Raw genomic sequence first — 23601 nt, forward strand, 5'->3', positions numbered from 1 at the left:
GGAAAAAACAATGAATCCAGTTGTTGGTCTGGATGTGGCAAAGGGAGAGAGTCAAGTTCAGGCATTTTTAGATCAATCTAAACCGTATGGGAAGAGCTTTTTAATGAAGCATATCAAAGAGGAATTAGATCATTTTTTAGACTTTTTAAAAGAGATTGAAGAGGTGACAGGGCAGATGCCTATGGTCATTTTAGAATCTACAGGGCATTACCATACTCCTTTTATTCAATACTTGGAGGAACAAGGGATTCTATATATCTTACTAAATCCGATTATTTCTTATCAGGCAAAGAAGACCAGTTTACGAAAGGTAAAAACAGACGCAATCGATGTGTATCAGTTGTGTGTGCTGTATTATAAAGAGGATTTTGAACCTCATAAAATTAAGAGGAATTAAGCTTTTAGATCTGCGGAATTTGTCAAGACAACAGGAAATCGTAACGAATATGTATGGAAGCTAGACTTCAGTTTCACACCATTTTAGATCAAGTGTTTCCTGAATACCGGAAGGTTTTTGGGGATCCATATTCGAAGGTTTCTTTATTGATGTTAAAGGAATATTCCACTTCAAAGGCGGTATTAACAGCCGGAGAAAGTAGACTAGCAGAGAGTGTTATAGAGTTCTGTTCTAGCCGATCAGGTGAATGGGCATGGGGAAAAGCAAAAAAAATAATGGATTCCGCATCTAGAAATCCATTTCAAAAAAACGTGTATGAAAGTCACGTAATCAATCTTCGTATGTATATTGAGTTGCTTTTTCATTACTAGGGACACCTTTCTGATTTGGAAGATCGTATAGTGGCCCTGGCAAATGAAATGGAAAAATATAAGATCATCCAATCGATTCCCGGTATAGGAGAAAAAATCGCAGCCACGATTATCTCTGAAATTGGTGAAATCGATCGGTTTAATCATCCGAAAAAACTGGTTGCCTTCGCTGGAGTAGATCCAAGTGTTCACTCATCGGGTAAGTTTACGGCAACCATTAATCGTATGACTAAAAGAGGTTCGAGCAGACTACGTCATTCTCTGTATCTTGCCGTACTATGCGGCATAAGAAGTTCAAGGAACAAAAAGCTTAAAGAATTCTATGATAAGAAAAAATCAGAAGGAAAACCTGCCAAAGTGTCAATCGTTGCCTGTATTAATAAGTTGCTTCATTGGATTTACGCTTTATTAAAGAGAAAAGAAACGTTCCTAGATTTATCCTAATTAATGGTTTTGTGAAACAGAGAAAAATCCTTCCAAAATTTTTGGAGGGATATTTGGCATGGTCAAAAATAATAGAAGTAGCTTAATAAAAAAGTTTGATCATTTCTGTGATCCTTCTTCTATTAAAGCGCCCGATAATTGAAGATAGTTCGCGATGCAAGGCTATTATTTAACATCTTACATTTTTGCGTTTGAAACCAAGCTGCCCTTTATCTACTTCCTTTTGAATACCTTCGGAAGCGAGTAGGAAACTGCTTTTTTTCTTGTCCCGTTTGACTTCTACTGGGCCTACTGCCTTTGCGGTCTCGACCGCCTTATCATGGAGCGGCAAATATGAAATCCCCACTGTGTATATAAAATTATTCATAGCGTATTTAGTTCGTTCTGGAGAATCGTGAATCGTATTTTTCACATTTCCAAGCATATTGGCAATCTTGCTTTCGGAAAATTCACCGTCCGGGCGATTTCCCAAAAGCCAGCAGTAGCAACTCCAGCCCGCTGACATTCTCAGCTCTTCACCGCTTGCGATCCATTTATCGGAAACGTCTTGTGCAATATCTGTTTCAGCTAAAGTTACTGCAACCACATAATCGGACAGCATATAAAAATATGCCGCATCCATCCAACGCTCAAAATCCGCCTCAGCCATTGTTTTTGGGTCTGCAATTATGCCTGCAAAGTACATTGCGTCGTAGTTCCCTGTGGCGTAAAGCTGCTCAGCCAAAGGTTGATTTTTTTTGATCTTCTTGGCGATCGGTTTCATAGCGCCTGTAGCCACGCCAAAAAGCGGCTCGTGCGCGCCATTGGATTCGTAAATTTTCTTGGTTCGTTCCTTGCCGAGAACTTCAAGCTCCTGCATAACCATTTGTAAATTCATCGTTTAACACTTCCTTCTTTTGGAGGTTTTTCCCCCTAGATTTAAGACCCTCAAATCCATCTCTCTTAGCCTATAACAAATCTTTACATTTGTCAGCAAAACCAAAGTCTCAACATGTGCAGAGTGTAAGTGGAAACACATGGGATGTTGGTGAGTTCAAACTCGATTATAAAGATTTATCCTTATATCAAGGATTTTTGGATGAAGCAAACCTAAAAGAGATCATTTGTTCACATAATACAGATTAGAGGAAATCAAAAAGCCCATGAATTTCATAGAATTCGAGGGCTTTTCCATGTAACTTGACCGTTGGGGACAAACTACAAAACAGTTAAACGAGCTTTTTACCGATTTAGAAGCGCATGGAAATTATTTATAAATACTAATTTGCTTTTGAAGTGATTAAAATAGGATAAAAATTCAGCTGTTTATTAACTGAAAATTCTTAATTTACACAAAAATAAGTGTATAATATTATAAAACAGTTATTTAAGTTTGTGGGTTACTATTTCTTAATAAGGAGGCGATACTCTTAAACATGTATGGAAATTTATTTTTAAAAGGAAATATTAGTAGGATGCCGAAAGGAGAAATTTATTAGTCTAGAAAGGAATTAAAGCAGCTACAGTAGCTGCTGGGAATGCGGGTTTAGGTATTGCGTTTCCACCAAGTCGTTCAATGTTTATTTTATTGGGATTCGCTCCTATTGCAGCACTAGTTTCGGACGGTCAACTTTAGGTAGCGTTACTTACTGGGGGAGCTTATCAAATTTTATACAGAATGTTTTTAACGATGTGGTTTGTTCAACGTTATAAAATTAAAGCGCTTTCAACAGGATTTGTTAAGCCCATTAGCCAGTCATTTCGTGTTGTATTCTATTAAACTATGTATTAATAAATTTATATATACAAAAAAATCACTATATATACATACTGGAGGTTTTAGGATGAAAAAGAAAAAAGCATTATCCGGCCTGATGGCTGTGAGTTTACTAACAGTAATTCCGTGGAGTTCTGGACATGCTGAGAAACCTCAATGGACAAATGTGAATACATATGAGGAACAGGACGGAAGCAAGTTTAATAGCGAAAACTATGACTTTGTGAAATTCTCACAAATTGGTTCCAAATTAAAAGAGATTGAAAAACTTTCAAACCGTGTGAAAGTTGAAGTCCGTGGAACATCAGCTGATGGAAACCCACTCTACGTTGTCACGATTGCTGACCCAACAACGCAAGGAAAGTTCGGAAAATTGAAGGCACTTAGAAAGCAAATGTTTAAGAATCCAGGCAAAGCTCAAGAATGGGTTGCCAATAATCCTGACTTTAAAGTTCCAATCATGATTAATGGTTCTATTCATGGGACTGAATTTGTCGGAAGCGATGCAATCCTTCAATTAATTGAACGTTTTGCTACCCAAAATGATGCAACAACCAAAGACGTTTTAGAGAATAATATTCTTATTTTCAATGTCGTACAAAACCCTGATGGACGTATTGATGCCACCCGTTTTAATGGAGAAGGAATTGACATAAATCGTGACTTTATCACCCAGTCGCAGCCAGAAACAAAAGAGATGGTTGAGCTCATTAAAGAATGGAACCCGATGGTGTTCCTTGATACTCATGGTTATGTGAAGAATTATCAGCCAAATCTGCAGGGGTTAATTGAGCCTTGTACGCCACCGCATAATCCTAATTACGAGTATGACTTATACGGGAAATGGGCCTATAAACAGGCAAAAGCGATGGAAGCGGAAATAATGAAGGATCATGAGAACTATTCAGGATCCTTGTATCAAAACATGAAAGGTACCTATATTCCGTTGCGCGATGATTCCGCCGGCTGGGATGATTACCCACCAATTTTCACACCAATGTATGCGATGTACCATGGTGCTTACGGTCATACATTAGAAGCGCCAACAAATGATTGGGATGGCGTACGATGGATGTATAATTCGATTATGGGGGCACTGAAATTTGCAACAGCTAACAAGCAATCCATGATTACTGATCAAATTGAAGTTTTTAAAAGAGGAATTAACTTTGACCATCCTTTTCATAAGGAAGGGTTATTTCCAAAAAACTACATACTTCCACTAGACCCTATGGATCCGACTGTTACGAATAAGGCAGTAAATCATTTGATCAATAATGATATTGAAGTTGTTAAAGCTGTGAATGCATTTGAAGCGGATGGAGTGTCATATCCAAAAGGAACTTATCTCGTTGAGATGAATCAGGCGAAAGCCGGATTAGCAAACACGATGCTCTGGGATGGGGAAGACATCACGAACGATACCCCAGCAATGTACGACATTTCCGCATGGAGTTTACCGGAGCTTTGGGGATTCGAGGCAGTAGCCACACAAAATCCTATTAAAGTCAATGCAACGAAAGTAAAACAGATTACAGGTCAAGGAACGGTTTCAGGAAAAGGACCGTTTCTGATACTGAACAGCTCTGTCCAATCGGTAAATTTAGTAAATGCATTGCTTAAGCAAGGAATACCTATAGTACGTGATGCACAAGGCAACTTCTTTGCAAAAGCAGTAGCTAATCAGGTTTCAGCAGCGGTGAAAGAATCTGGGTTACAGGTTGGAACTGCTGAGGTACCATTAGATGCAGTGGCTATTACGTCTTTAAAAGTGGCTATATTAAAGGATGGAGGTATGGGTAAACAGAAATCACACGCAGGAACAAAGCTCGCTTTGAAAAGACTAGGTTTTGATGTGACAGAAGTTACGCCAGTCGAAGTGGCTAAAAATACCCTTAACGGTTTTGATATTTTTGTCTATAGTGGAACGGAAAGTCTCATTTCTACCAACCTATCTGAAGCTAATAAAGAATTTGGATTACAGAACGACGGGCAACTTAATGCGTTTAAAGACAATGTGACAAGCTTCTTAAATGAAGGAGGCAAATATATAGCTGTAGGTGCTGGTGCATCTAGAGCAACTAAGACACTTGGTCTTACAGACGACATCATTAATGTAGGAGGTTCCAACAGTAATGGTATCGTAAAAGTCGATTATGAGGGAACCGGTTTAACAGCAGGATATGGAGAGGATGATATCGGCTTTGTCTATCGTCCAACATGGTTCACGGGTACGGATAATGATGAAGTCGTCGCGACCCTTGCAGATTCAGATAATTTCTTCGTAGCTGGTCACTGGAAAAATAGCATTACCGCCAAGGGCCAAGCCGTAATCGTAAAAGAACAGAATAAAGATGTAACTCTTATTGGGTTAGAAGCAGGTTTCCGCGACCACCCGGATTACTTGTTCCGTCTTCTATCAAATGCAATTTTCGAAAAATAGTAGAAATAGCCAAAGCCGGATTCAGCAATGAATCCGGCTTTGGCTATTTGAAAAATGCTAAACGCTTGCTACTGAGTTTTGAACAATTATCTCAGCAACTGCTATATAAATACTCATTACTTTTAAATCATCTGTTGCAAAAAACCGCTGAAGGACGATTCTTATCAAGAAGTGGTTGTTTAGCAGATTGAAAGGCGTTTTCTACCATTTTAAAGGATTACTTGAAAAATAAATTAAAAAATTGGAAGTCTAAACCTAGTAAAGCTCCTCCATCCAACTATAAAAACGTATATCAAAGACTTTTCTTCGTCTGTATTACCTTTTGGAGAAAAACGGACGGAAATGTCATCGTTATAACAAGAAAACGGTCTTTGATATCTAGGTATTGTCTATGATCATTCGATGTCACAAAAACTCAAAGTTGCCCAATATTATTTAAAAACTCTATTTAATGGTTTTTTTTGTCATGCGCAATTTTAGTATTAATGTAGCAAAATAAAGAGAATACACTTTAAATTAACACATGGACGCTTAGCTAGATGGGGATTTTGTAAAACCCCTTTATTTAAATAAAACAATTTTATTGTTATTCAACATTGATAATGTGTATAAGTTTTGTTTGCTATACCCATATTAAAATTATTGAATTTACTTTTCCCCAGAGTAATAGTAAAGGGAGGTGAAATTTCCAATGCCTAAAAACGATTCAGCTTTTCAAAGAAGCGAGCTGGCCAAGCTTTTAACAGCGTGCGGAGAGTCAGCAGACTTTCTTACTTTCAGGCTTTATGAAAACTCGCCCTTCTTCATTGCCTATTTTAAAACTTTAGTTAAACCAGAGATTATTCACCACGATATTCTCCCTATAGTTAAAGAAGAGTTTTCTACTTTAGAAGAAATAAAAGAAAAGCTGTTGATCGAGGATCTTTCTATTACGGACAATATACCGGATATTCAAGATAAATTAATGACCGGAAATTTGATTTTTTACAAGAAAGAAGGGCAGCCTGCCTGCCTGACTGTTCCGGCACCAGCCGTCGAAAAACGGCAAGTAGCCACTCCGGAAACGGAATACTCAGTCGTTGGTCCTAAGGAAGCCTTTGTTGAATCACTCGATACAAATTTAAATCTCGTGCGCAAACGTCTGCCGATTCCAGAACTGCAGGTTAAAGAACTGATGGTCGGAAAGTTATCAAAAACCCGGATCGCGGTCGTCTACGTGAAAGGAATCGCTGACTCGGACAACGTGAATACGGTCATCCAGCGGATTCAAGGGATTGAATACGATGAAATTGCCGACAGTTCGTTTCTCAGCCAAATGATTACCGATAATAAAAACTCGCCATTCCCACAGTTAGTCGACACAGAGAGGCCTGATCGACTGGCCGCCTTACTCGCCGAAGGGAAAGTTGCCATCTTTTCGGACGGATCGCCCACTGCGATATCAGGTCCCGTGTCACTCATTACATTTTTCACGGCATTTGAAGACTATCTTTCCATTTGGAATGTCGCATCCGCTTTCCGGCTCCTCCGGCTCATTGCGGTTCTTTTCTCAGTTTTAGCCACATCGACTTATGTAGCCATTTTAACTTATCATTATGAAATGATTCCCCGTGATGTACTCAGCTTGCTGATTACATCACGGGGAAGTATTCCGTTTCCACCTTTTTTGGAAGCTGTTCTCCTTGAATTGGCGATTGAGCTTTTGCGGGAAGCAGGCGCCCGGCTGCCGACAAAGATTGGCCAAACGATTGGGATTGTCGGCGGTATAGTGCTCGGAACAGCGGCCGTTCAAGCAGGCTTGACGAGCAATGTACTGCTCATTGTCGTGGCCACGGGCGCGCTTGCTTCTTTCACTACGCCTATCTACCAACTTAGCAACGTGATCCGCCTGATCCGCTTTCCATTTATCCTGCTTGCCCAGCTGCTAGGCCTTGTCGGAGTCGCCGTCTGCTTTGCTTTTCTTATGTCTCATTTATTAAAGCTGACTTCTCTCGGTCGTCCTTTTCTTGAGCCGATCTATCCTTTGCGCGTGAAGGATTTCAAAGACTCTATTATTCGACTGCCGTTCAGCAAGCAAGCACTCCGTCCCCTCCAAATAAGAGCAAAAGACCGTGTAAGATTTCAGCAGGAGGCTCCGCAAAAAAAAGAATGGGATATTGACGACTAATTTGCATTTGGAGGTGCTGTATGCTGCCCTTACCGCCGGAGAGCCGGAAAGTCTCTCCTTTCTTTGTTTTTTATCTAATAGTAGCGGCGCAATTTGGCTTGGGCGTTTTCAGCTTTCAACGGTATATTGTTAAAGCCGTGGGCAATGATGCCTGGATCGCTGTTATTATCGCCGGTCTCTCGATTCACATTGTCTTGTGGATGATTTATCAAATATTAAATAAAGGAACGAATGATATTACTGTTATCCACAAGGAACTGTTTGGAAAAGGGCTTGGAGGGCTCCTCAGTTTGGCTTTGATTGTTTATTTGCTGACTTTGGCTGTCTCTGTGTTCCGTAGTTATATCGAATTGATTCAAGTCTGGATCTTTCCGCAATTGGAAACATGGTATATGGCCCTGATTCTCTCTTCGCTCGTTTATGTGTATGTAATCGGAGGCTTTCGAGTCGTTGTTGGGATTTGCTTCCTCAGTTTCATCTTAACGACTCCTATATTTTTTATAATGTTAGAGTTCCCTTTACGGCACGTGCATTTTTCTCATCTTTTGCCTATTTTGGATCATACCGCAGTTGAGTTCTTATCCGCCTCTAAAAAGATGACGTATAGTTTAACGGGATTTGAAACACTTTTTTTCTTTTATCCTTTTATAAAAAATGCTCCAAGCTCGCAAAAGTGGGTGCATTATGGAGCGGCGTTCAGTACTTTTAGTTATTTAGTAATAATGATCGTTTCCCTTATGTACTTTACTAAGGCTCAATTACTTGAGTCGATTTGGCCGACATTAACTATTTGGAAAATTGCTGATTTTCCTTTTCTTGAAAGGTTTGAGTTTATGGGGCTCTCCCTTTGGCTGTTTAACGCTCTTAATAGTGTTTGTATATTTATTTGGGCCGGCACGAGAGGACTAAAGCAGCTGTTTACCGTGAAGCAAAAACATAGCCTTATTTTCGTTATCATCATGACAGCTGTGGTGGCTGTTCTCTTGAAAAACCGCGAGCAGATCGAGCAGCTAAATACAGTAATGGGCTTGGTGAGCCTTTATGTCATGTATGCTTACATTCCATTTCTCTTCTTTTACCAAATGATTAAAAGTAAAATGAGGCGAACGTCATGAAAAGGTACCTCTTTTGGAGCATTTTTACGCTCATCCTGCTGTTCAATTATTCGATTGAAACAAAGATACTTGAAGATATCCAGCACGTTTCCGCCATTGGTTATGACTATGTGGACGAGGACCGGATGAAGGGAACAGCCGCCGCTCCTTTTTATCCTGCGGGGTTAGATGTTCAGCCGCTCAATGCCTTCTTTACGGCGGTCGGCCATACCGTTCTAGACATCTTACAAAAGCAGCAGATGGAGTCCCAAAGAAGACTTGCCACTGGACGTTTGCAGAATTTTTTGATTAGTAAAGATCTGGCAAAACACGGAGTCGCCGAGCTTACTGATCCACTCGGCCGCTCTACCGATATTGGCAGAGATGTTTACATGGCGGTCGTCGACGGCAGCGTCGAGGAGCTGTTAACTTTTAAGTATCCTAATGCGCCGACATCTGCTCAATATCTTTCCGATTTCATGGAGAGAAATCTGAAAGACATTGTTCCTGAACCAACTGTTCATGCTTTCCTGGATCAATATGACGGGTTCGCTCAAGATCCTTTTCTACCTATTATCGGGAAAAAAGACGATCATATTCAATATAAAGGTCTCGCTCTTTTTAAGGATGATCTCTACGTAGGAGAGCTTTCCAATAAGGACAGTTATGTATTTAAACTCTTTTACGAAAAGACTAAAACAGGCACGTATGAAATAAGCTTCAAAAATAAAAAGTACATTGCTACTGAAAATATTCGATCCAAAGTGAAATATAAAGTGTCCGGCAGCCAAGACAATCCGCGGGTGTCGGTTCATGTCTCGTTGATAGGAGAGGTTAAAGATGCTTCCAGCGTGTTGATGAAAGGGAACACCATGAAAGAAGTGGAGCAGGAATGGAGCAAAGAAACCACGAAAAGAGCGGAAAAGATGATGAGGAAATTTCAGGAGCTAAAGATTGATCCGCTCGGAATCGGCGAAAAAGTCCGGAGCCATTTTCGGAACTTTGATAAAGAAGCATGGAAAGACCGCTACCCAACCGTTCCTGTTGAATTTGATATGAAGGTTCGTATTGTGAACACCGGCATCACCGAATAGAAAGTGACGTCAAAAAAGGGAGTGACTCAAAAAGGATAATTAAAAAATGTTTGAAGGCTTATACGATTATTTAAAAGTAAATTCCGTGTACCATTTATTGCATAGGAGTGATTTCAAAACTTACTTAGCCGAAAGTTCAAAGGTTAAAGTACATTACGGATCGATTTCTTTAAAAAGGAAATTCAAAGGAGGAAGAAAAATGTCATTTTTATGGTCATTAATTATTGGCTGGTTAGCAGGTATGATTATCGGACGCGATACTCCATTGGTAATATCAATGGTTTCGTAGGTGCTTGGTTAGGCTTATTCAAAATAGGTTCTTTTTATTTCTATTAAAATCAGTGTTTGAAACATCTTTTTAATCAACCTTTTTTCCAAACCAACAACTGAGGCTATATTTTAGTTAATACATTAAAGGGCGCACTTCTTAAGTAAGAAGGTGTCTTATTTTTTGTTTATTATTCAATAATAAAAGCAAGTGAATTTGCGAATAAAGGGAATTCTCACTTTAGCATAGTTATGGATGAATGATCCTTTGCAGAATATTTTAGAATTAATCTGCAAATATTTAAACAGGAACATATAAATAATCAATCGTCGGATAAAAATGGTAGTGTAAAAAGTGCTATGAAAACTAACTGAGCGTGTAGGGTTTTTTCTATTTATTGGGTGGAAAGGCCATGCAATCGTCCTTTACAAACGCTAATAATGGAGGTGTAATTATGGAAACAACAAGTTATAAAGGCACAAATAAAATGATTACAGGAATTGTATTTGGGGTCATCACATTTTGGCTCTTTGCCCAGTCTATGGTCAATATTGTTCCGGCCGTTCAGAAAGATTTAGGCATTTCACTTGGAACATTAAATATAGCAATTAGTTTATCTGCTTTGTTCTCAGGTATGTTTATCGTTGCAGCTGGTGGCCTTGCAGATAAGATTGGACGTAAAAAAATTACGTATTTAGGGTTAATTTTAAGCATTATCGGTTCCTTGCTTATTGTTTTGACTCAAGGCGCAGCATTATTAATTATCGGACGTATCCTCATAGGGATTTCAGCAGCATGTATTATGCCAGCAACAATTGCTTTAGTGAAAGCTTATTATGAGGGGGCTGATCGCCAACGTGCCCTCAGTTTCTGGTCCATTGGTTCTTGGGGCGGCTCAGGTGTTTGTTCGCTAGCTGGTGGTGCGATAGCAACATATATGGGCTGGAGATGGATTTTCATCTTTTCGATTATTTTCGCTCTTCTTGCGATGTGGCTTATTAAAGACACTCCAGAAAGTAAAGCAGAATCAACTGGTGCTTTTAAATTTGACTATACCGGATTAGTTATTTTTATCATTACGATGCTTGCATTGAACCTTTTCATTACTCGCGGAGCAGATTGGGGTTGGACAAGTACTATTACATTAGTCTGTGCGGTTATCACAATCATTGGGATTATAGTATTCGTCAAAGTGGAAAGAAATAATGACATAGCTCTAATTGACTTCTCTTTATTTAAAAATAAACCATACGCAGGTGCCACATATTCCAATTTCTTGTTAAACGCTGTAGCTGGAACACTAGTGGTTGCTAATACGTATGTTCAAGTTGGTCGTGGATTTACGGCTTTCCAATCTGGATTGTTATCAATCGGGTATTTAATAGCAGTACTTGCAATGATTCGTGTTGGTGAGAAAATTTTACAAAAATCCGGGGCAAAATCTCCAATGATTTGGGGAGCTATAATAACGACAGTTGGTTGTGCACTAATGGGCTTAACATTCTTACCTGGTTTTTCCTATACTGTTGCCGTATTCATTGGATTTGCTTTATTCGGTCTTGGACTTGGAATATACGCAACCCCTTCTACAGATACATCTGTATCTAATTCACCTCCTGATAAAGTTGGAGCAGCAGCAGGGGTTTACAAAATGGCAAGCTCACTAGGTGGAGCGTTCGGAGTTGCGATTTCTGCTACTGTTTATGGTGCCATTGCAGCTGTTAGTAGTGTCGAAGTTGCTGCAACAGGTGGTATTATCGCAAACGTAATCTTCGGTATACTTTCAATCATTTCTATAATAGCATTAGTACCAAAAGATACTGGAAAAACAACAAACGAAAAAGCAATAAAAATAGATTACAGGAACAATACTGAGCCAGAACCAAATCATTAACCTAAAATTGGTATAGAAGAAGAACAGGATTTTGTTGTAGATGTCGTCAACCATAAGTATGATTTTAAAAGGTATCACATAAAGGCTTTATATAGGTGGGCTTATTTCGCTAACAGGTGCATTACTTCAAAAACAGGGGTTGCTGCGGCAGCCTTTTTTTAATAGAACTAATCCTGCTAAGCTCAGCTATTCCTCTCTGTTTATCGTATCCATCCTATTGACATAACACCAATTTTGAACTACATTGGGCGTGGTTTAAACTTAAGTAATGTAATAATAAAAGGGGAGAAATTAGTTGTCATATTTACTAAAATTAATAAGAAAAAGTGAACAAATAACAAGCCTTTGGTCAGGTGGTAAAACAACTCAACTTGCTATTTATCCTGAAAATGGAGATTACTCGAAGCGTGATTTCAAATGGCGGTTAAGCACCGCAGATGTTGAGGTAGACGAATCCTTATTTACTCATCTTCCAGGCATTCAGAGAATTATCATGATCCTTGATGGAGAAATGTTGCTTCAACATAAGGGAAAGCACCATGTGTATTTAAAGCCATTTGAACAGGATCGGTTTGATGGCGGCTGGACAACCCGAAGTATTGGGAGGGTTACGGATTTTAATTTGATGTTAGCAGAAGGATGCGAGGGAGACCTTAACATGATTCATATTAATAATGGGATCCAACATGAAGTGTTGGAAAATAGGGAATCTACGAATAGATCCGAAGCCTTTTATTGTGTCAAAGGAACAAGTAAAATGAGTATAGATGAAAAAGAGACTTTTGTTTTAGATCAAGGTGACGTAGTAATCTTAAACATGGATCATTCATGCAACAATTTAAATATAAAGTTATCCAATCACAATGACTCAATTGCAAAAATTATTAAGGTAAGTATTTTTTATTGATAGAGATATTTTGGTTCTAGTGCAAAAATATTTACTAGAAGTATATTATTCTTTCGAATTGTGGGTTAAGAGGCTCAACCAAATAAATCAATCATTATTATTTGATGATTACTGGTAGGTGTAAAAAATGGGGAGTGAACGATATATTAAAAATACTCCAATGTTACTTCTTTTCGCATTTTTTTTATTGGCATTTTTGGATTTTGGTTAAGAATAAGGATTCTTTCATACGATTTTAAAAACAAAAGTAAATTGTTCTTCTTGTTGGGCAACTATGAGTTGATTGGTGGAGTTCTTATTGGTATAGGCTTACTATTTATTGTGATTTTTCTCTAAGATTTATTTCACTCCCATGAAAATTAAAATATTCTTAAAACCAAAAAAGAGCATACAAAAGATAGACCCAAAAATGACTTTTAAAAAAAAGGCTGAACCTTATGAGTGATCTGATTGAGTTTGGTAAGTCGTTAAACAAAAACCTCCAATTATAGCAAATTAAGTAGAGGCTAGCGCGACGACCAAAAAAGGATTAATCTCCCATGAGTGTTACCCATAAAGGGCGCGACAGTCGGTGGTACACCGTGGTCGTCGGAGTCAGACTAACGGAGGGGCTCAAAGGCACCATAGTTCAACGACCTTCTTCGTTTAAAACATTATCGACCTAGAAACCAATTTTCATTCTCTGTGGTGAAGCGCTGATTTTTGCGCTTCATGGATGGCTAACGGGTGCTTTTCTTCAATAATAAGGGTTGCTAAAATAAGCCACATGAACAGCAGCGATTGAAAAAATTAATTGAGGAACTACCACCAGAATGCAAATTAATTTTTAAGATACTATAAATTAATAGCAAACCAGCGACAATAACTACATACGGCAAGGAACTAATAAAAGACTTTGAAAAGAATAGACCTAGAATGTTAAATTCAATTTTACGGTTTGGATAATTTTCACTTCTTCAACTAACGGGTGTCAAAAAGGGAGTTGCTTCAGCAGCTCTTTTTCTCATGGAGCTAAAGGGATAGGTTATTTAAAGAAGAAATGATTGATAAAAAGTTTGGATTTCACAAGTAGATAGAGGAGGTATCCATTGGATGCAAAAGGAATACTTCGATTCAGAAATTTATAAGGGTCGCCATTTTCACGTAGAAAATTTTGAACCTTTTTAGATACCTTGGATTTTTTAACCATGTCTCTAAAAATTTCAATGTTTATTTTCATCGTATTATTCACTTATGTTTAGCCTTCACTCGTGCTAATTTTATTTTGTGAGTTTTTATTGCTGTTTAATTAACTGAGGGAGTATAACAAGAAACAAAAATAAAACTTTTTTCGCATAGAGTAGGACAAATCGTCTTTTTAATTTCATATAAACTCTTAACGTAGGTTTACGTCAAAATGTTGGCGGTACACCATACATAAATTCGGATATTCTTCAGATCTAATCTTCCGGATGAAACCTGATTCTAGCAAGGTTTTCCAATACAATTCGTAGTGGAGGGTAAAAGATGAATATTAAAAATTTTAAATATGATGAAGTTGGACTGAATCGTTTCTTTGGTCCATTAGTCGCTAATATCATGGAATATTTATGGGATAAAAATGATCTGAGTATTAAAGTGGTTCAGCAGTCCTTGGGGCATGACAAGCCTATCAACTTTCATACTTTGATGACAGTAAGAATCGTCAGTTGAAAAAGGCGTTCTTGAAAAGAGGTTGAAGGGTGGCTTTCATTATTTCGCCCCGTGCAGTCTAAGGAGGAGTTTTTAGAAGAGCATTCAAAGAAACTAACTGAGAATTTGCTAGATGAATTTGGTGGTGCTGTCATTAGCTGCTTGATGCCATAAAAGACGCTGACCAAAGTTTAATTGAAAAATTGGAACAAATAATTCAATCCTTAAAAGAGGCGTGTTAAGCCTGAGTCTTTTAATTGCCTGTGTAGTATGGGGCCAAATGGGAGCGCTTTGGGTACACATCTTTTTTGGATTAAATATTAAAGCCAATAATTAAATAATTACCGTTAAATATTAGTGTAATATGTAAATTTTACAACGCGAAGAGTGAGGATTTCCACTTAATTGTTTTTTCGTTGGCATCCCTACTGAAAAAAGAACTAGCATTTAGCTAGTTCAATTCCATATCAAAACTTCTCGTCTAAACCATACAAATAAACATTTGTCCTGCGCAAATAGGTCAGATCTTTTGAACGGGAACTTGAATTTCAAAGGTAATCTCGTTTGGTTTATCTGTGATCGTAATATCAACATGCATAATTTGCAGCGCATCGCCGGTAATTTGATAACCACCTTCATCAAGATAATCAAATATTTTACTCAAGCTTTCGCTTCGGTTCCATAGTAATTCTCCGTTATATCGGATACACGCAAATAACCCAGCCGGAACGATCCGTTGGTACTGTTTTGGTATTTTTTCTTTACTTTTTGCCACAACGAAAATGACTGATGGTTCTTCAAAACGTTTAGTTCTAAGATCCGCTTCCTGGATGAGAATGCCTAGTCTGTTACTGGCCAGAATCGGTGTCTTCTCAGCAAGCATATTTTCTAGCCTTATAACACCATAACAGAGTTCCAAATTATTATTGATTTTTTCATTCAATGTAATTAACTTCCTGCGTCCTAATTCACGAAACATAACCGTTTGAAGTTCCGTTTCTCTTGCTACGTGATCCAAATATACAATTTTTTCCCGGATATTTTCCTCCAAGTCAGTTAATTCGTTCAGCTTTGAAACAAGATCTGCGTGCTTTGCTTTAAGAATGTCCAAAGACTTACTAAAATTGCGTTCATTGAAATAATCCTTTATTTCGTCCGTACTCATTCCAAGTTGTCGTAATTCTTTGATGGTTCCTAAAACCTCGTACTGGAAAATAGAATAGTAGCGGTATCCCGAATGTGAATCGATATATTGCGGCTTGAATAAGTTAATCCGATCATAATGGCGCAAGGTCTCCGTAGTCATCCCTCGTAACTTTGCCATCTCACCAATTGTTAATTTTTCTTTCAGTATAATCGCCCCCTTAAAAAATATAATACAGGTGTTGACCTTTGTGTTACAACAACCTTTATAATCAAAATACACAATAATTTAAATCTTCTGAGTATTCTTTATAAATGTGAGGGAGCTGATTATGAAACGGAAGAAACTTGCTAGAACACTTACTTTGTCACAGGTTGTTTTTTTAGGGATTGCTTGGAATAACCCCATGGTATTTTTTAATACCTATGGAATAGCTACCGTAACCTCACATGGTGTAATTACGGGTGCGTACATTATTGCATTTCTAGCGATACTGTTTACAGCGCTCAGCTACGGAAAGATGGCAAAAGCATATCCTATCTCAGGTTCAGCTTATAAATTTACTCAAAAGTCTATTAATTCTGAAGTTGGGTTTCTTGTAGGTTGGACAATTATGCTTGATTATATTTTAACACCTATGGTGACGTGTTTGATGTCCACTGTCTTTTTAAGTGCAGTGTTTCCAGGGATTCCACATTATGTGTGGATTATTCTTTTAACTACTATCATAGTTGTACCAAGCATACTAGGGGTAAAGACATCAGCATCCGCAAGTAAAATTTTCGTTATTGCTCAAATCATTTTCGTTTGTTTTTTCTGGATATTAACCGTCAAAAATTTATTAGATGGAGTTGGGACAGGAACTCTTTTCTCGAGTAAACCATTATTCAATTCAGAGGTTCCCTTGTCAGTAATCTTAGCAGGCTCTTCAATTCTTTGTTTTAGTTTCCTTGGTTTTGACTCACTTACTACCTTGTCAGAGGAAACAATCAATCCTGAAAAAACCATCCCAAGAGCTATTATCATAATGTTGCTATTAATAGGGGTTTTGTATATTGGCTCTTCCTACTTAGCACAATTGGTCTATCCGGGTTTTTCATTTGAAAACACTGATTCAGCAGCCATGGAAATCGCTATACTTGTTGGAGGAAACCTATTTAAATCATTATTTATTACTGCGGTAATTATTGGTAACTTTTCTTCAGGAGTTGCTTCAATTACAAGCGCATCACGTGTGTTATATGCAATGGGCCGGGATTCAGTATTGCCTGAAAATCTATTTGGTTATATTCATCCCAAATTTAAAACACCGTCACACGGAATTATAGTGATAGGAATAATTTCTTTACTAGGCGTCGTGTTAACTCTGGAGCAAGTCATCAAGTTTATCAATTTTGGAGGGCTCATTGCTTTTACATCTGTTAATCTATCTGTCATCGCCCATTATTTTATAAAAAATCAGAAACGATCTTTTAACGATTGCATAAGGTATTTATTTTTACCGTTCATTGGCGCAGTATTTACTATGTGGTTATGGTCACATTTAGAAATAGAGGCATTGATTCTTGGAGGCATTTGGGTGATATGTGGCTTAGCATATCTTCTTTATATGACAAATTTTTTCCGCAAGCCTCTTCCTGAGTTTCATTTTGATGAGGAGATCATTCCTCAAGAGGTAGAAGATATGAATGAAAAAATTCTTTCCCAAAAGGTAGAAGACTTTTAATCCGTTTTTTACACTGAAGTAAGTATATGTAACTAAAGGAGGTGTGAATATTTTGAAAATAAGGAAAAATGAAAGCGTTACCTATTTTTAAAGTGGGATTGTTAAAGTAAGAATAACGAACAGGAGGTTTTTTCAAATTGTTGAAGCTGAAAAAGTTTATAAACGGTGAGTGGATGGATTCTTTGAGTAAACAAACGAGTAATGTTGTTAACCCCGCAAACGGCAAGATCATTGCGGAGGCTCCCAACGGAAATGCAGAAGATGCCAGGATGGCCATTGATGCGGCACGAACCGCATTTGATTCCGGGATTTGGTCGGACTTACCGGCTTCGGAACGGGCTTCCTATTTATTTAAAATAGCAGAGAAAATTGAAGAACATGCATCTGAGCTTAGCCAACTTGAAACAGCCAATACCGGAAAACCTCTTAAAGAAGCAGAGTTTGACATTGCGGATGCAGCGGATTGTTTTCGTTATTATGCCGGCTTAGTCACTAAACCGGACGGCCAAACGTATCCTGTTTCCGGTCCTGTACAGGCCATGGTTGTTCGAGAGCCGGTAGGGGTATGTGGACTGATCGCTCCGTGGAATTTCCCTTTACTGACTGGAGCTTGGAAAATAGCCCCTGCCCTTGCTGCAGGAAATACGATTGTATTTAAAACATCCGAGGTCACTCCGATTACGACTACTAAATTATTTGAGATTATCGAAGAGGTTGGCATACCAGATGGCGTTGCAAATCTAGTTATGGGTGGTGGTGCAACAGTAGGAAATGAACTAGCGGAAAGCGATAAAGTTGATATGGTTTCGTTCACTGGCAGTACATCGACAGGCAGAAGCATCATGAAAGCAGCAGCTGGAAATATTAAAAACATTGCACTCGAATTAGGCGGCAAGTCACCTAACATCGTGTTTGCCGACGCAGACTTTGAGACGGCCGTGGATTATGCTTTATATGGAATTTTTGTCAACGCCGGCCAAATTTGTAATGCAGGATCGCGTTTGCTGCTGGAAGAGAGCATTCACGACAAGTTTATCGATAGACTGATAGAGAAAGCGAAAAAGATCCGGGTCGGCCCTGGTGATCAACCGTCTACACAAATGGGTGCCCTTGTCAGTGAAGCGCATATGAATAAGGTACTCCAATATATTAAACTTGGCATAGAAGAAGGGGCGACATTAGCCTGCGGCGGCAAGCGTATCACAAGCAATGGACTTGAAATGGGCTATTTTGTTGAGCCGACGATATTTGTTGATACCAAACCGGACATGAGAATTGTTCAGGAAGAAATCTTCGGGCCAGTACTTACCGTGCAAAAATTTAAAGATGAAGCGGAAGCCATCCAACTTGCCAATGATACTCCATACGGCCTCGCAGCAGGTGTATTTTCACAAGACGGCGCGAAGGCTTTAAGAGTGACTAAGAAAATAAGAGCAGGAATTACGTGGATTAATGCTTATAATCTAGCCTACAATGAAGCACCGTGGGGAGGCTACAAACAGAGCGGAATTGGCCGTGGATTAGGAACTTTTGGTTTAGATGAGTTTAGTGAGGTAAAACAAATTAACATTAATTTAGAAGTGGAGCCAACCAAGTGGTTTGATCATTAAAAATGGATAAGTAGATATAAAAGAGTAAAAGAGTAAAAGAGTAAAAGAGTAAAAGAGTAAAAGAGTAAAAGAGTAAAAGAGTAAAAGAGTAAAAGAGTAAAAGAGTAAAAGAGTAAAAGAGTAAAAGAGTAAAAGAGTAAAAGAGTAAAAGAGTAAAAGAGTAAAAGAGTAAAAAGAGTAAAAGAGTAAAAGAGTAAAAGAGTAAAAGAGAGTGAGTCACTGTACTATTACACTGTTTGAAAAATTGAAAGGGGACATTAATGATGATCTGGGATTTTAATTTCAATCTTCCTACTTCTATAGAGTTTGGGAACGGAAAAGTTAAAAATATTGGGAAAAGAGCAAAAGAGCTAGGAGGAAAAAAGGCACTTCTAATTACCGATAAAGGACTGGCGCAAACTGGAATTTTACAAAAGGTTACCGATTCGTTAGACCAAGAAGGTGTCAATTATATTGTTTTTGATGAAATTACTCCTAATCCAAAAGATGTAGATTGCCATAGAGCCTATCAACAATTTAAAGACGAGGAAATAGATCTTTTGATAGGTCTTGGCGGCGGAAGTTCGATGGATACAGCAAAAGCAATTGGTACACTTTTAACCCATGGAGGAGAGCTTAGAGATCGTTACGGTTTTAATTTACTAGAGAGAGAAATCACTCCACTTATTTGTATTCCTACAACTTCAGGTACTGGAAGTGAGGTTACAACAGGTTCTGTCATTACAGATACAGTTACAAAACAGAAAGAGGCTATACTTGACATTAGATTGGCTCCGAAACTAGCAATTTTGGATCCTGAATTAACTCTAACTCTGCCTAAATCTATTACTGCTGCTACTGGAATGGATGCACTTACACATGCTATCGAAGCTTATACCAGCAATATTGCTGAACCAATTTCAGATGCTCTCAGTCTTTATTCAATTGAATTAATTGCTAAGTACCTTCCGTTAGCTGTAGAAAATGGGAACGACTTAGAAGGACGGAAAAATATGCTTGTAGCCAGTTTAATTGCAGGTATGGCATTTAATCACGCGGATCTTGGTGCTGTACATGCTATGGCTGAACCACTTGGAGGTCTTTATGATACTCCACATGGGGTAGCAAATTCTATATTTCTTCCACATGTGTTTGAATTTAATATTCCTTCAAACCCTGAAAAGCATTCAATTGTAGCTGAAAAACTTGGAGCAAATAAAGAAGGTAAAACAATTGAGGAAACTGCCTATGAAGGTGTTGTTTTGTTAAAAGAGCTTGCTCGTAAAATTGGCATTCCTGATTTTCGAGATTTAAATAATATCAATCCTGAAGATTTCCCATTCCTTGCTGACGGGGCAGCAGTTCATTTATGTACACAGACGAATTCAAGAAAAGTGACACGCGAAGATTATTTGGCATTATTCCAAAAGACTTATGAGGCGAAAAACACAACATTAATTTAAAAATTTAACTAGATTAATGTTGATCTAGAATTTTTGAATCGGCGGTCGGCTTAATGGGAGTTTTAATTGGGCGGCCGCCATGGTTTACAGAAAACATGCGTATGCCCACTTGCTGCGGGTACATAATTAGCTATTTATGGATATGAGATTGCTATAAAGTAAGAATAACGAACTGGAGGTTTTTCAAATTGCATAAGTTGAAAATGTTTATAAACGGTGAGTGGATGGATTCTTTAAGTAAACAGAAGAAAAATATTGTAAATCCGGCAAACGGCAAGATCATTGCAGAGGCACCTAACGGAAATGCAGAAGATGCCCGGATGGCCATTGATGCGGCACGAACCGCATTTGATTCCGGGATTTGGTCGGACTTACCGGCTTCGGAACGGGCTTCCTATTTATTTAAAATAGCAGAGAAAATTGAAGAACATGTATCTGAGCTTAGCCAACTTGAAACAGCCAATACCGGAAAACCTCTTAAAGAGTCAGAGTTTGACATGGCTGACGCAGCGGATTGTTTTCGTTATTATGCCGGCTTAGTCACTAAACCTGACGGCCAAACGTATCCTGTTTCTGGTCCTGTACAGGCTATGGTTGTTCGAGAGCCGGTAGGGGTATGTGGACTGATCGCTCCGTGGAATTTCCCTTTACTGACGGGAGCTTGGAAAATAGCCCCTGCCCTTGCTGCAGGAAATACGGTCGTGTTTAAACCAGCCGGGATAACTCCGGTTACCACCACTAAATTGTTCGAGATTATCAAAGAAGTTGGCATACCAGATGGTGTTGCAAACCTAGTTATGGGTGGTGGGGGAACAGTAGGAAATGAACTAGCGGAAAGCGATAAAGTTGATATGGTTTCGTTTACTGGCAGCACGTCAACAGGAAGAAACGTCATGCAAAAAGCAGCTGGAAATATTAAAAACATTGCACTCGAATTAGGCGGCAAGTCACCTAACATCGTTTTTGCCGACGCAGACTTTGATACGGCCGTGGATTATGCTTTATATGGAATTTTTGTCAACGCCGGCCAAGTTTGTAATGCAGGATCGCGTTTGCTGCTTGAAGAGAGCATTCACGACAAGTTTATCGATAGACTGATAGAGAAAGCGAAAAAGATCCGGGTCGGCCCTGGTGATCAACCATCTACAGAAATGGGTGCCCTTGTCAGTGAAGCACATATGAATGAGGTACTCCAATATATTCAACATGGCATAGAAGAAGGGGCTACATTAGCCTGCGGCGGCAAGCGTATCACAAGCAATGGACTTGAAAAGGGCTATTTTGTTGAGCCGACAATATTTGTTGATACCAAACCGGACATGAGAATTGTTCAGGAAGAAATATTTGGGCCAGTACTGACTGTACAAAAGTTTAAAGATGAAGCGGAAGCCATCCAGCTTGCCAATGATACTCCATACGGCCTCGCAGCAGGTGTATTTTCCCAAGACGGTGCGAAGGCTTTAAGAGTGATTAAGAAAATAAGAGCCGGAATTACATGGATTAATGCCTACAATCTAGCCTACAATGAAGCACCATGGGGAGGCTACAAGCAGAGCGGGATTGGTCGGGGGTTAGGAACTTATGGTTTAGATGAGTTTAGTGAGGTAAAACAAATCAACATTAATTTAGAAGTGGAGCCAACCAAGTGGTTTGATCATTAAAAATGGAGAAGTAGAGATAAAAGAGAGTGAGTAATGCTTACATCGAAGAAATTTTTGACTAATAATAGAGGATGCACTTTTTTGAATTCACAAATATTTTAAAATTTAAAAATTTTCAAATATTAATTCTGAAGATGGGCTATAACAGAAAGAAAGCTGTCAGCCTAATTGTTTTATTTTACGAGTAAAAAGCCAGTTCATCAAGATTTGTCTTTTTTAAGACCTAATAAAACAAAAATAATATTTTACTATATATGAATTATATTCCCCCGCGCTCTTTCTCTGTGGCGTTTACTAAGGAGAATCGAGTAATCAGAAAATATGTTGGTTCCTGATAGTCATTATTGACTACACAATTCCATTTTGCCTAGTTTTATAGGTTGGCATGAAGCTTGCATATATATTAACGAGAACGTAATACAAGTGGGAGGCAAAGTACATGTCGAATAATGAAAAACAACATCTTAATTTACCTTTTACCGGAATCTGTACTTTCGGGAAATATCCCGTATGTCCGGATCTAGACCAGCTAGATGCAGATGTAGCTGTCATTGGAGTTCCAAATGATATGGGAACACAATGGAAGCCAGGCGCAAGAATGGGTCCAAGAGGAATTCGTGAAGGCTCTACATTATATAGTTTCGGGTTAGATGGAGCCTATGATATTGAAAATGATATCATGTATCTTGGCCCGAAATGGAAAGTTGTTGATTGCGGCGATGTAGACATAGTACATGGGGATATGATGCAATCCCATGATAATACGGAAGAAGCCATTCGAAAAATCGTTTCAAAAGGTGCAATGCCGGTTGTTTTAGGTGGAGATCATTCCATTACAATTCCAGTAGGAAAGGGCTTGGGTGAACTCGGGCCATTTCATGTGATCCAGATTGATGCGCATTTAGACTGGGCAGATCACCGTTCAGGAATGCGGGTTGGACATGGAAGCTGCATCCGCCGCTTATCTGAAATGAATCATGTTCAAAAGATTTTCCAATTGGGCATTCGTGGAATCAGCAGCAGTAAAAAAGAAGATGTCGATGCTGCCAGAGAATACGGAAGTGTCATCTTGTCTCCCCGCCAAATGAGAAAGATGGGATTTGAACAGGTTTTGGAACTTATTCCAGCAGGTGAAAAATATTATATTACCATGGACATTGATGGCCTCGACCCATCGATCGCCCCTGCGACAGGCACACCTTCTCCTGGAGGCCTGCTTTATGATGAAGTCAACGAATTACTTCATGGAATTGCAAAAAGAGGAGAAGTAATCGGTTTTGATATGGTAGAAGTTGCAACTCCTTACGATCATACGGGAATAACTGGACAAGTGGCAGCGCGCCTCTCATTAGACTTGCTTAGTTATGTTTTAAAAGAAAAAGAGAGAAACCAGGATGCAATCAGCGATCATCAAGAGCAGAACTTCATAAAGAAGCATTAGTCTGTTAAATTTGAAAGCGTTTGCTGATATAAAGTGATTTTCCTCCGTTTTATCTTTTCTTAGTTTCCTGA

General features: G+C 38.7%; 13 protein-coding genes and 3 pseudogenes. 14 read left to right on the plus strand and 2 right to left on the minus strand.

Going from position 1 to position 23601, the window contains the following annotated elements; translation table 11 throughout:
* Positions 1-10 precede the first annotated feature (10 nt).
* Positions 11-1212: pseudogene (locus tag JFU24_RS01790) on the plus strand (IS110 family transposase).
* 169 nt (positions 1213-1381) lie between these two features.
* Here the strand turns inward: JFU24_RS01790 and JFU24_RS01795 are convergent.
* Positions 1382-2089: a DNA alkylation repair protein gene (locus tag JFU24_RS01795; RefSeq protein WP_201249384.1), complete on the minus strand. Its 708-nt coding sequence runs from the start codon at positions 2087-2089 to the stop codon at positions 1382-1384.
* 946 nt (positions 2090-3035) lie between these two features.
* Between JFU24_RS01795 and JFU24_RS01800 the strand changes: the two genes are divergently transcribed.
* From JFU24_RS01800 to JFU24_RS31140, 8 genes and pseudogenes are all read left to right on the plus strand, one after another.
* Positions 3036-5411: a M14 family zinc carboxypeptidase gene (locus JFU24_RS01800; RefSeq protein ID WP_201249385.1), complete on the plus strand. Its 2376-nt coding sequence runs from the start codon at positions 3036-3038 to the stop codon at positions 5409-5411.
* Between the two features lie 691 nt (positions 5412-6102).
* Positions 6103-7578, plus strand: coding sequence for a spore germination protein (locus JFU24_RS01805; protein WP_201249386.1), 1476 nt, complete (start codon positions 6103-6105; stop codon positions 7576-7578).
* Between the two features lie 20 nt (positions 7579-7598).
* Positions 7599-8693, plus strand: coding sequence for a GerAB/ArcD/ProY family transporter (locus tag JFU24_RS01810; protein WP_201249387.1), 1095 nt, complete (start codon positions 7599-7601; stop codon positions 8691-8693).
* The gene (locus JFU24_RS01815; protein WP_201184952.1) at positions 8690-9766 is read left to right on the plus strand and encodes a Ger(x)C family spore germination protein; all 1077 of its coding nucleotides are present in this window, start codon (positions 8690-8692) and stop codon (positions 9764-9766) included. Before JFU24_RS01810 ends, JFU24_RS01815 begins: the two co-directional genes overlap by 4 nt.
* 199 nt (positions 9767-9965) lie before the next feature.
* Positions 9966-10090 (plus strand): annotated as a pseudogene (locus tag JFU24_RS01820) (GlsB/YeaQ/YmgE family stress response membrane protein); the annotation flags it as partial.
* A 398-nt stretch (positions 10091-10488) separates the two neighbouring features.
* The gene (locus JFU24_RS01825; RefSeq protein ID WP_201249388.1) at positions 10489-11928 is read left to right on the plus strand and encodes an MFS transporter; all 1440 of its coding nucleotides are present in this window, start codon (positions 10489-10491) and stop codon (positions 11926-11928) included.
* 295 nt (positions 11929-12223) lie between these two features.
* Positions 12224-12835 carry a HutD/Ves family protein gene (locus JFU24_RS01830; RefSeq protein WP_201249389.1) on the plus strand — a complete coding sequence of 204 codons (612 nt, stop codon included), beginning with the start codon at positions 12224-12226 and terminating at the stop codon, positions 12833-12835.
* Between the two features lie 1506 nt (positions 12836-14341).
* A pseudogene (locus JFU24_RS31140) lies at positions 14342-14748 on the plus strand (BlaI/MecI/CopY family transcriptional regulator).
* Positions 14749-15026: 278 nt separating this feature from the next.
* On the opposite strand, the gene JFU24_RS01840 reads toward JFU24_RS31140, so the two are convergent.
* Positions 15027-15830 carry a MerR family transcriptional regulator gene (locus JFU24_RS01840; protein ID WP_201184942.1) on the minus strand — a complete coding sequence of 268 codons (804 nt, stop codon included), beginning with the start codon at positions 15828-15830 and terminating at the stop codon, positions 15027-15029.
* A 151-nt stretch (positions 15831-15981) separates the two neighbouring features.
* Between JFU24_RS01840 and JFU24_RS01845 the strand changes: the two genes are divergently transcribed.
* The 5 genes from JFU24_RS01845 to speB all read left to right on the plus strand — a co-directional run bounded on the left by JFU24_RS01845 (position 15982) and on the right by speB (position 23530).
* Complete coding sequence (locus JFU24_RS01845) at positions 15982-17376, plus strand: APC family permease (protein WP_201249390.1); 1395 nt, start codon at positions 15982-15984, stop codon at positions 17374-17376.
* A gap of 137 nt (positions 17377-17513) precedes the next feature.
* Positions 17514-18986, plus strand: coding sequence for an aldehyde dehydrogenase family protein (locus JFU24_RS01850; protein WP_201224344.1), 1473 nt, complete (start codon positions 17514-17516; stop codon positions 18984-18986).
* Between the two features lie 260 nt (positions 18987-19246).
* A complete protein-coding gene (locus JFU24_RS01855) occupies positions 19247-20428 on the plus strand; it encodes an iron-containing alcohol dehydrogenase (protein ID WP_242485241.1) in 1182 nt (393 codons plus the stop codon).
* Between the two features lie 188 nt (positions 20429-20616).
* Positions 20617-22089 carry an aldehyde dehydrogenase family protein gene (locus tag JFU24_RS01860; RefSeq protein ID WP_201249391.1) on the plus strand — a complete coding sequence of 491 codons (1473 nt, stop codon included), beginning with the start codon at positions 20617-20619 and terminating at the stop codon, positions 22087-22089.
* A gap of 439 nt (positions 22090-22528) precedes the next feature.
* Complete coding sequence (gene speB, locus JFU24_RS01865) at positions 22529-23530, plus strand: agmatinase (RefSeq protein ID WP_201249392.1); 1002 nt, start codon at positions 22529-22531, stop codon at positions 23528-23530.
* The last annotated feature ends 71 nt before the right edge of the window (positions 23531-23601 follow it).

Source organism: Peribacillus sp. TH27 (genome assembly GCF_016650915.1).
GTDB lineage: Bacteria > Bacillota > Bacilli > Bacillales > DSM-1321 > Peribacillus > Peribacillus butanolivorans.

Coding starts and splice junctions, on each gene's coding strand:
- speB (WP_201249392.1), top strand. CDS start 22,529: ATGTCGAATAATGAAAAACAACATCTTAATTTACCTTTTACCGGAATC.
- JFU24_RS01855 (WP_242485241.1), top strand. CDS start 19,247: ATGATGATCTGGGATTTTAATTTCAATCTTCCTACTTCTATAGAGTTT.
- JFU24_RS01810 (WP_201249387.1), top strand. CDS start 7,599: ATGCTGCCCTTACCGCCGGAGAGCCGGAAAGTCTCTCCTTTCTTTGTT.
- JFU24_RS01845 (WP_201249390.1), top strand. CDS start 15,982: ATGAAACGGAAGAAACTTGCTAGAACACTTACTTTGTCACAGGTTGTT.
- JFU24_RS01795 (WP_201249384.1), bottom strand. CDS start 2,089: ATGAATTTACAAATGGTTATGCAGGAGCTTGAAGTTCTCGGCAAGGAA.
- JFU24_RS01840 (WP_201184942.1), bottom strand. CDS start 15,830: ATGGCAAAGTTACGAGGGATGACTACGGAGACCTTGCGCCATTATGAT.
- JFU24_RS01800 (WP_201249385.1), top strand. CDS start 3,036: ATGAAAAAGAAAAAAGCATTATCCGGCCTGATGGCTGTGAGTTTACTA.
- JFU24_RS01815 (WP_201184952.1), top strand. CDS start 8,690: ATGAAAAGGTACCTCTTTTGGAGCATTTTTACGCTCATCCTGCTGTTC.
- JFU24_RS01805 (WP_201249386.1), top strand. CDS start 6,103: ATGCCTAAAAACGATTCAGCTTTTCAAAGAAGCGAGCTGGCCAAGCTT.
- JFU24_RS01825 (WP_201249388.1), top strand. CDS start 10,489: ATGGAAACAACAAGTTATAAAGGCACAAATAAAATGATTACAGGAATT.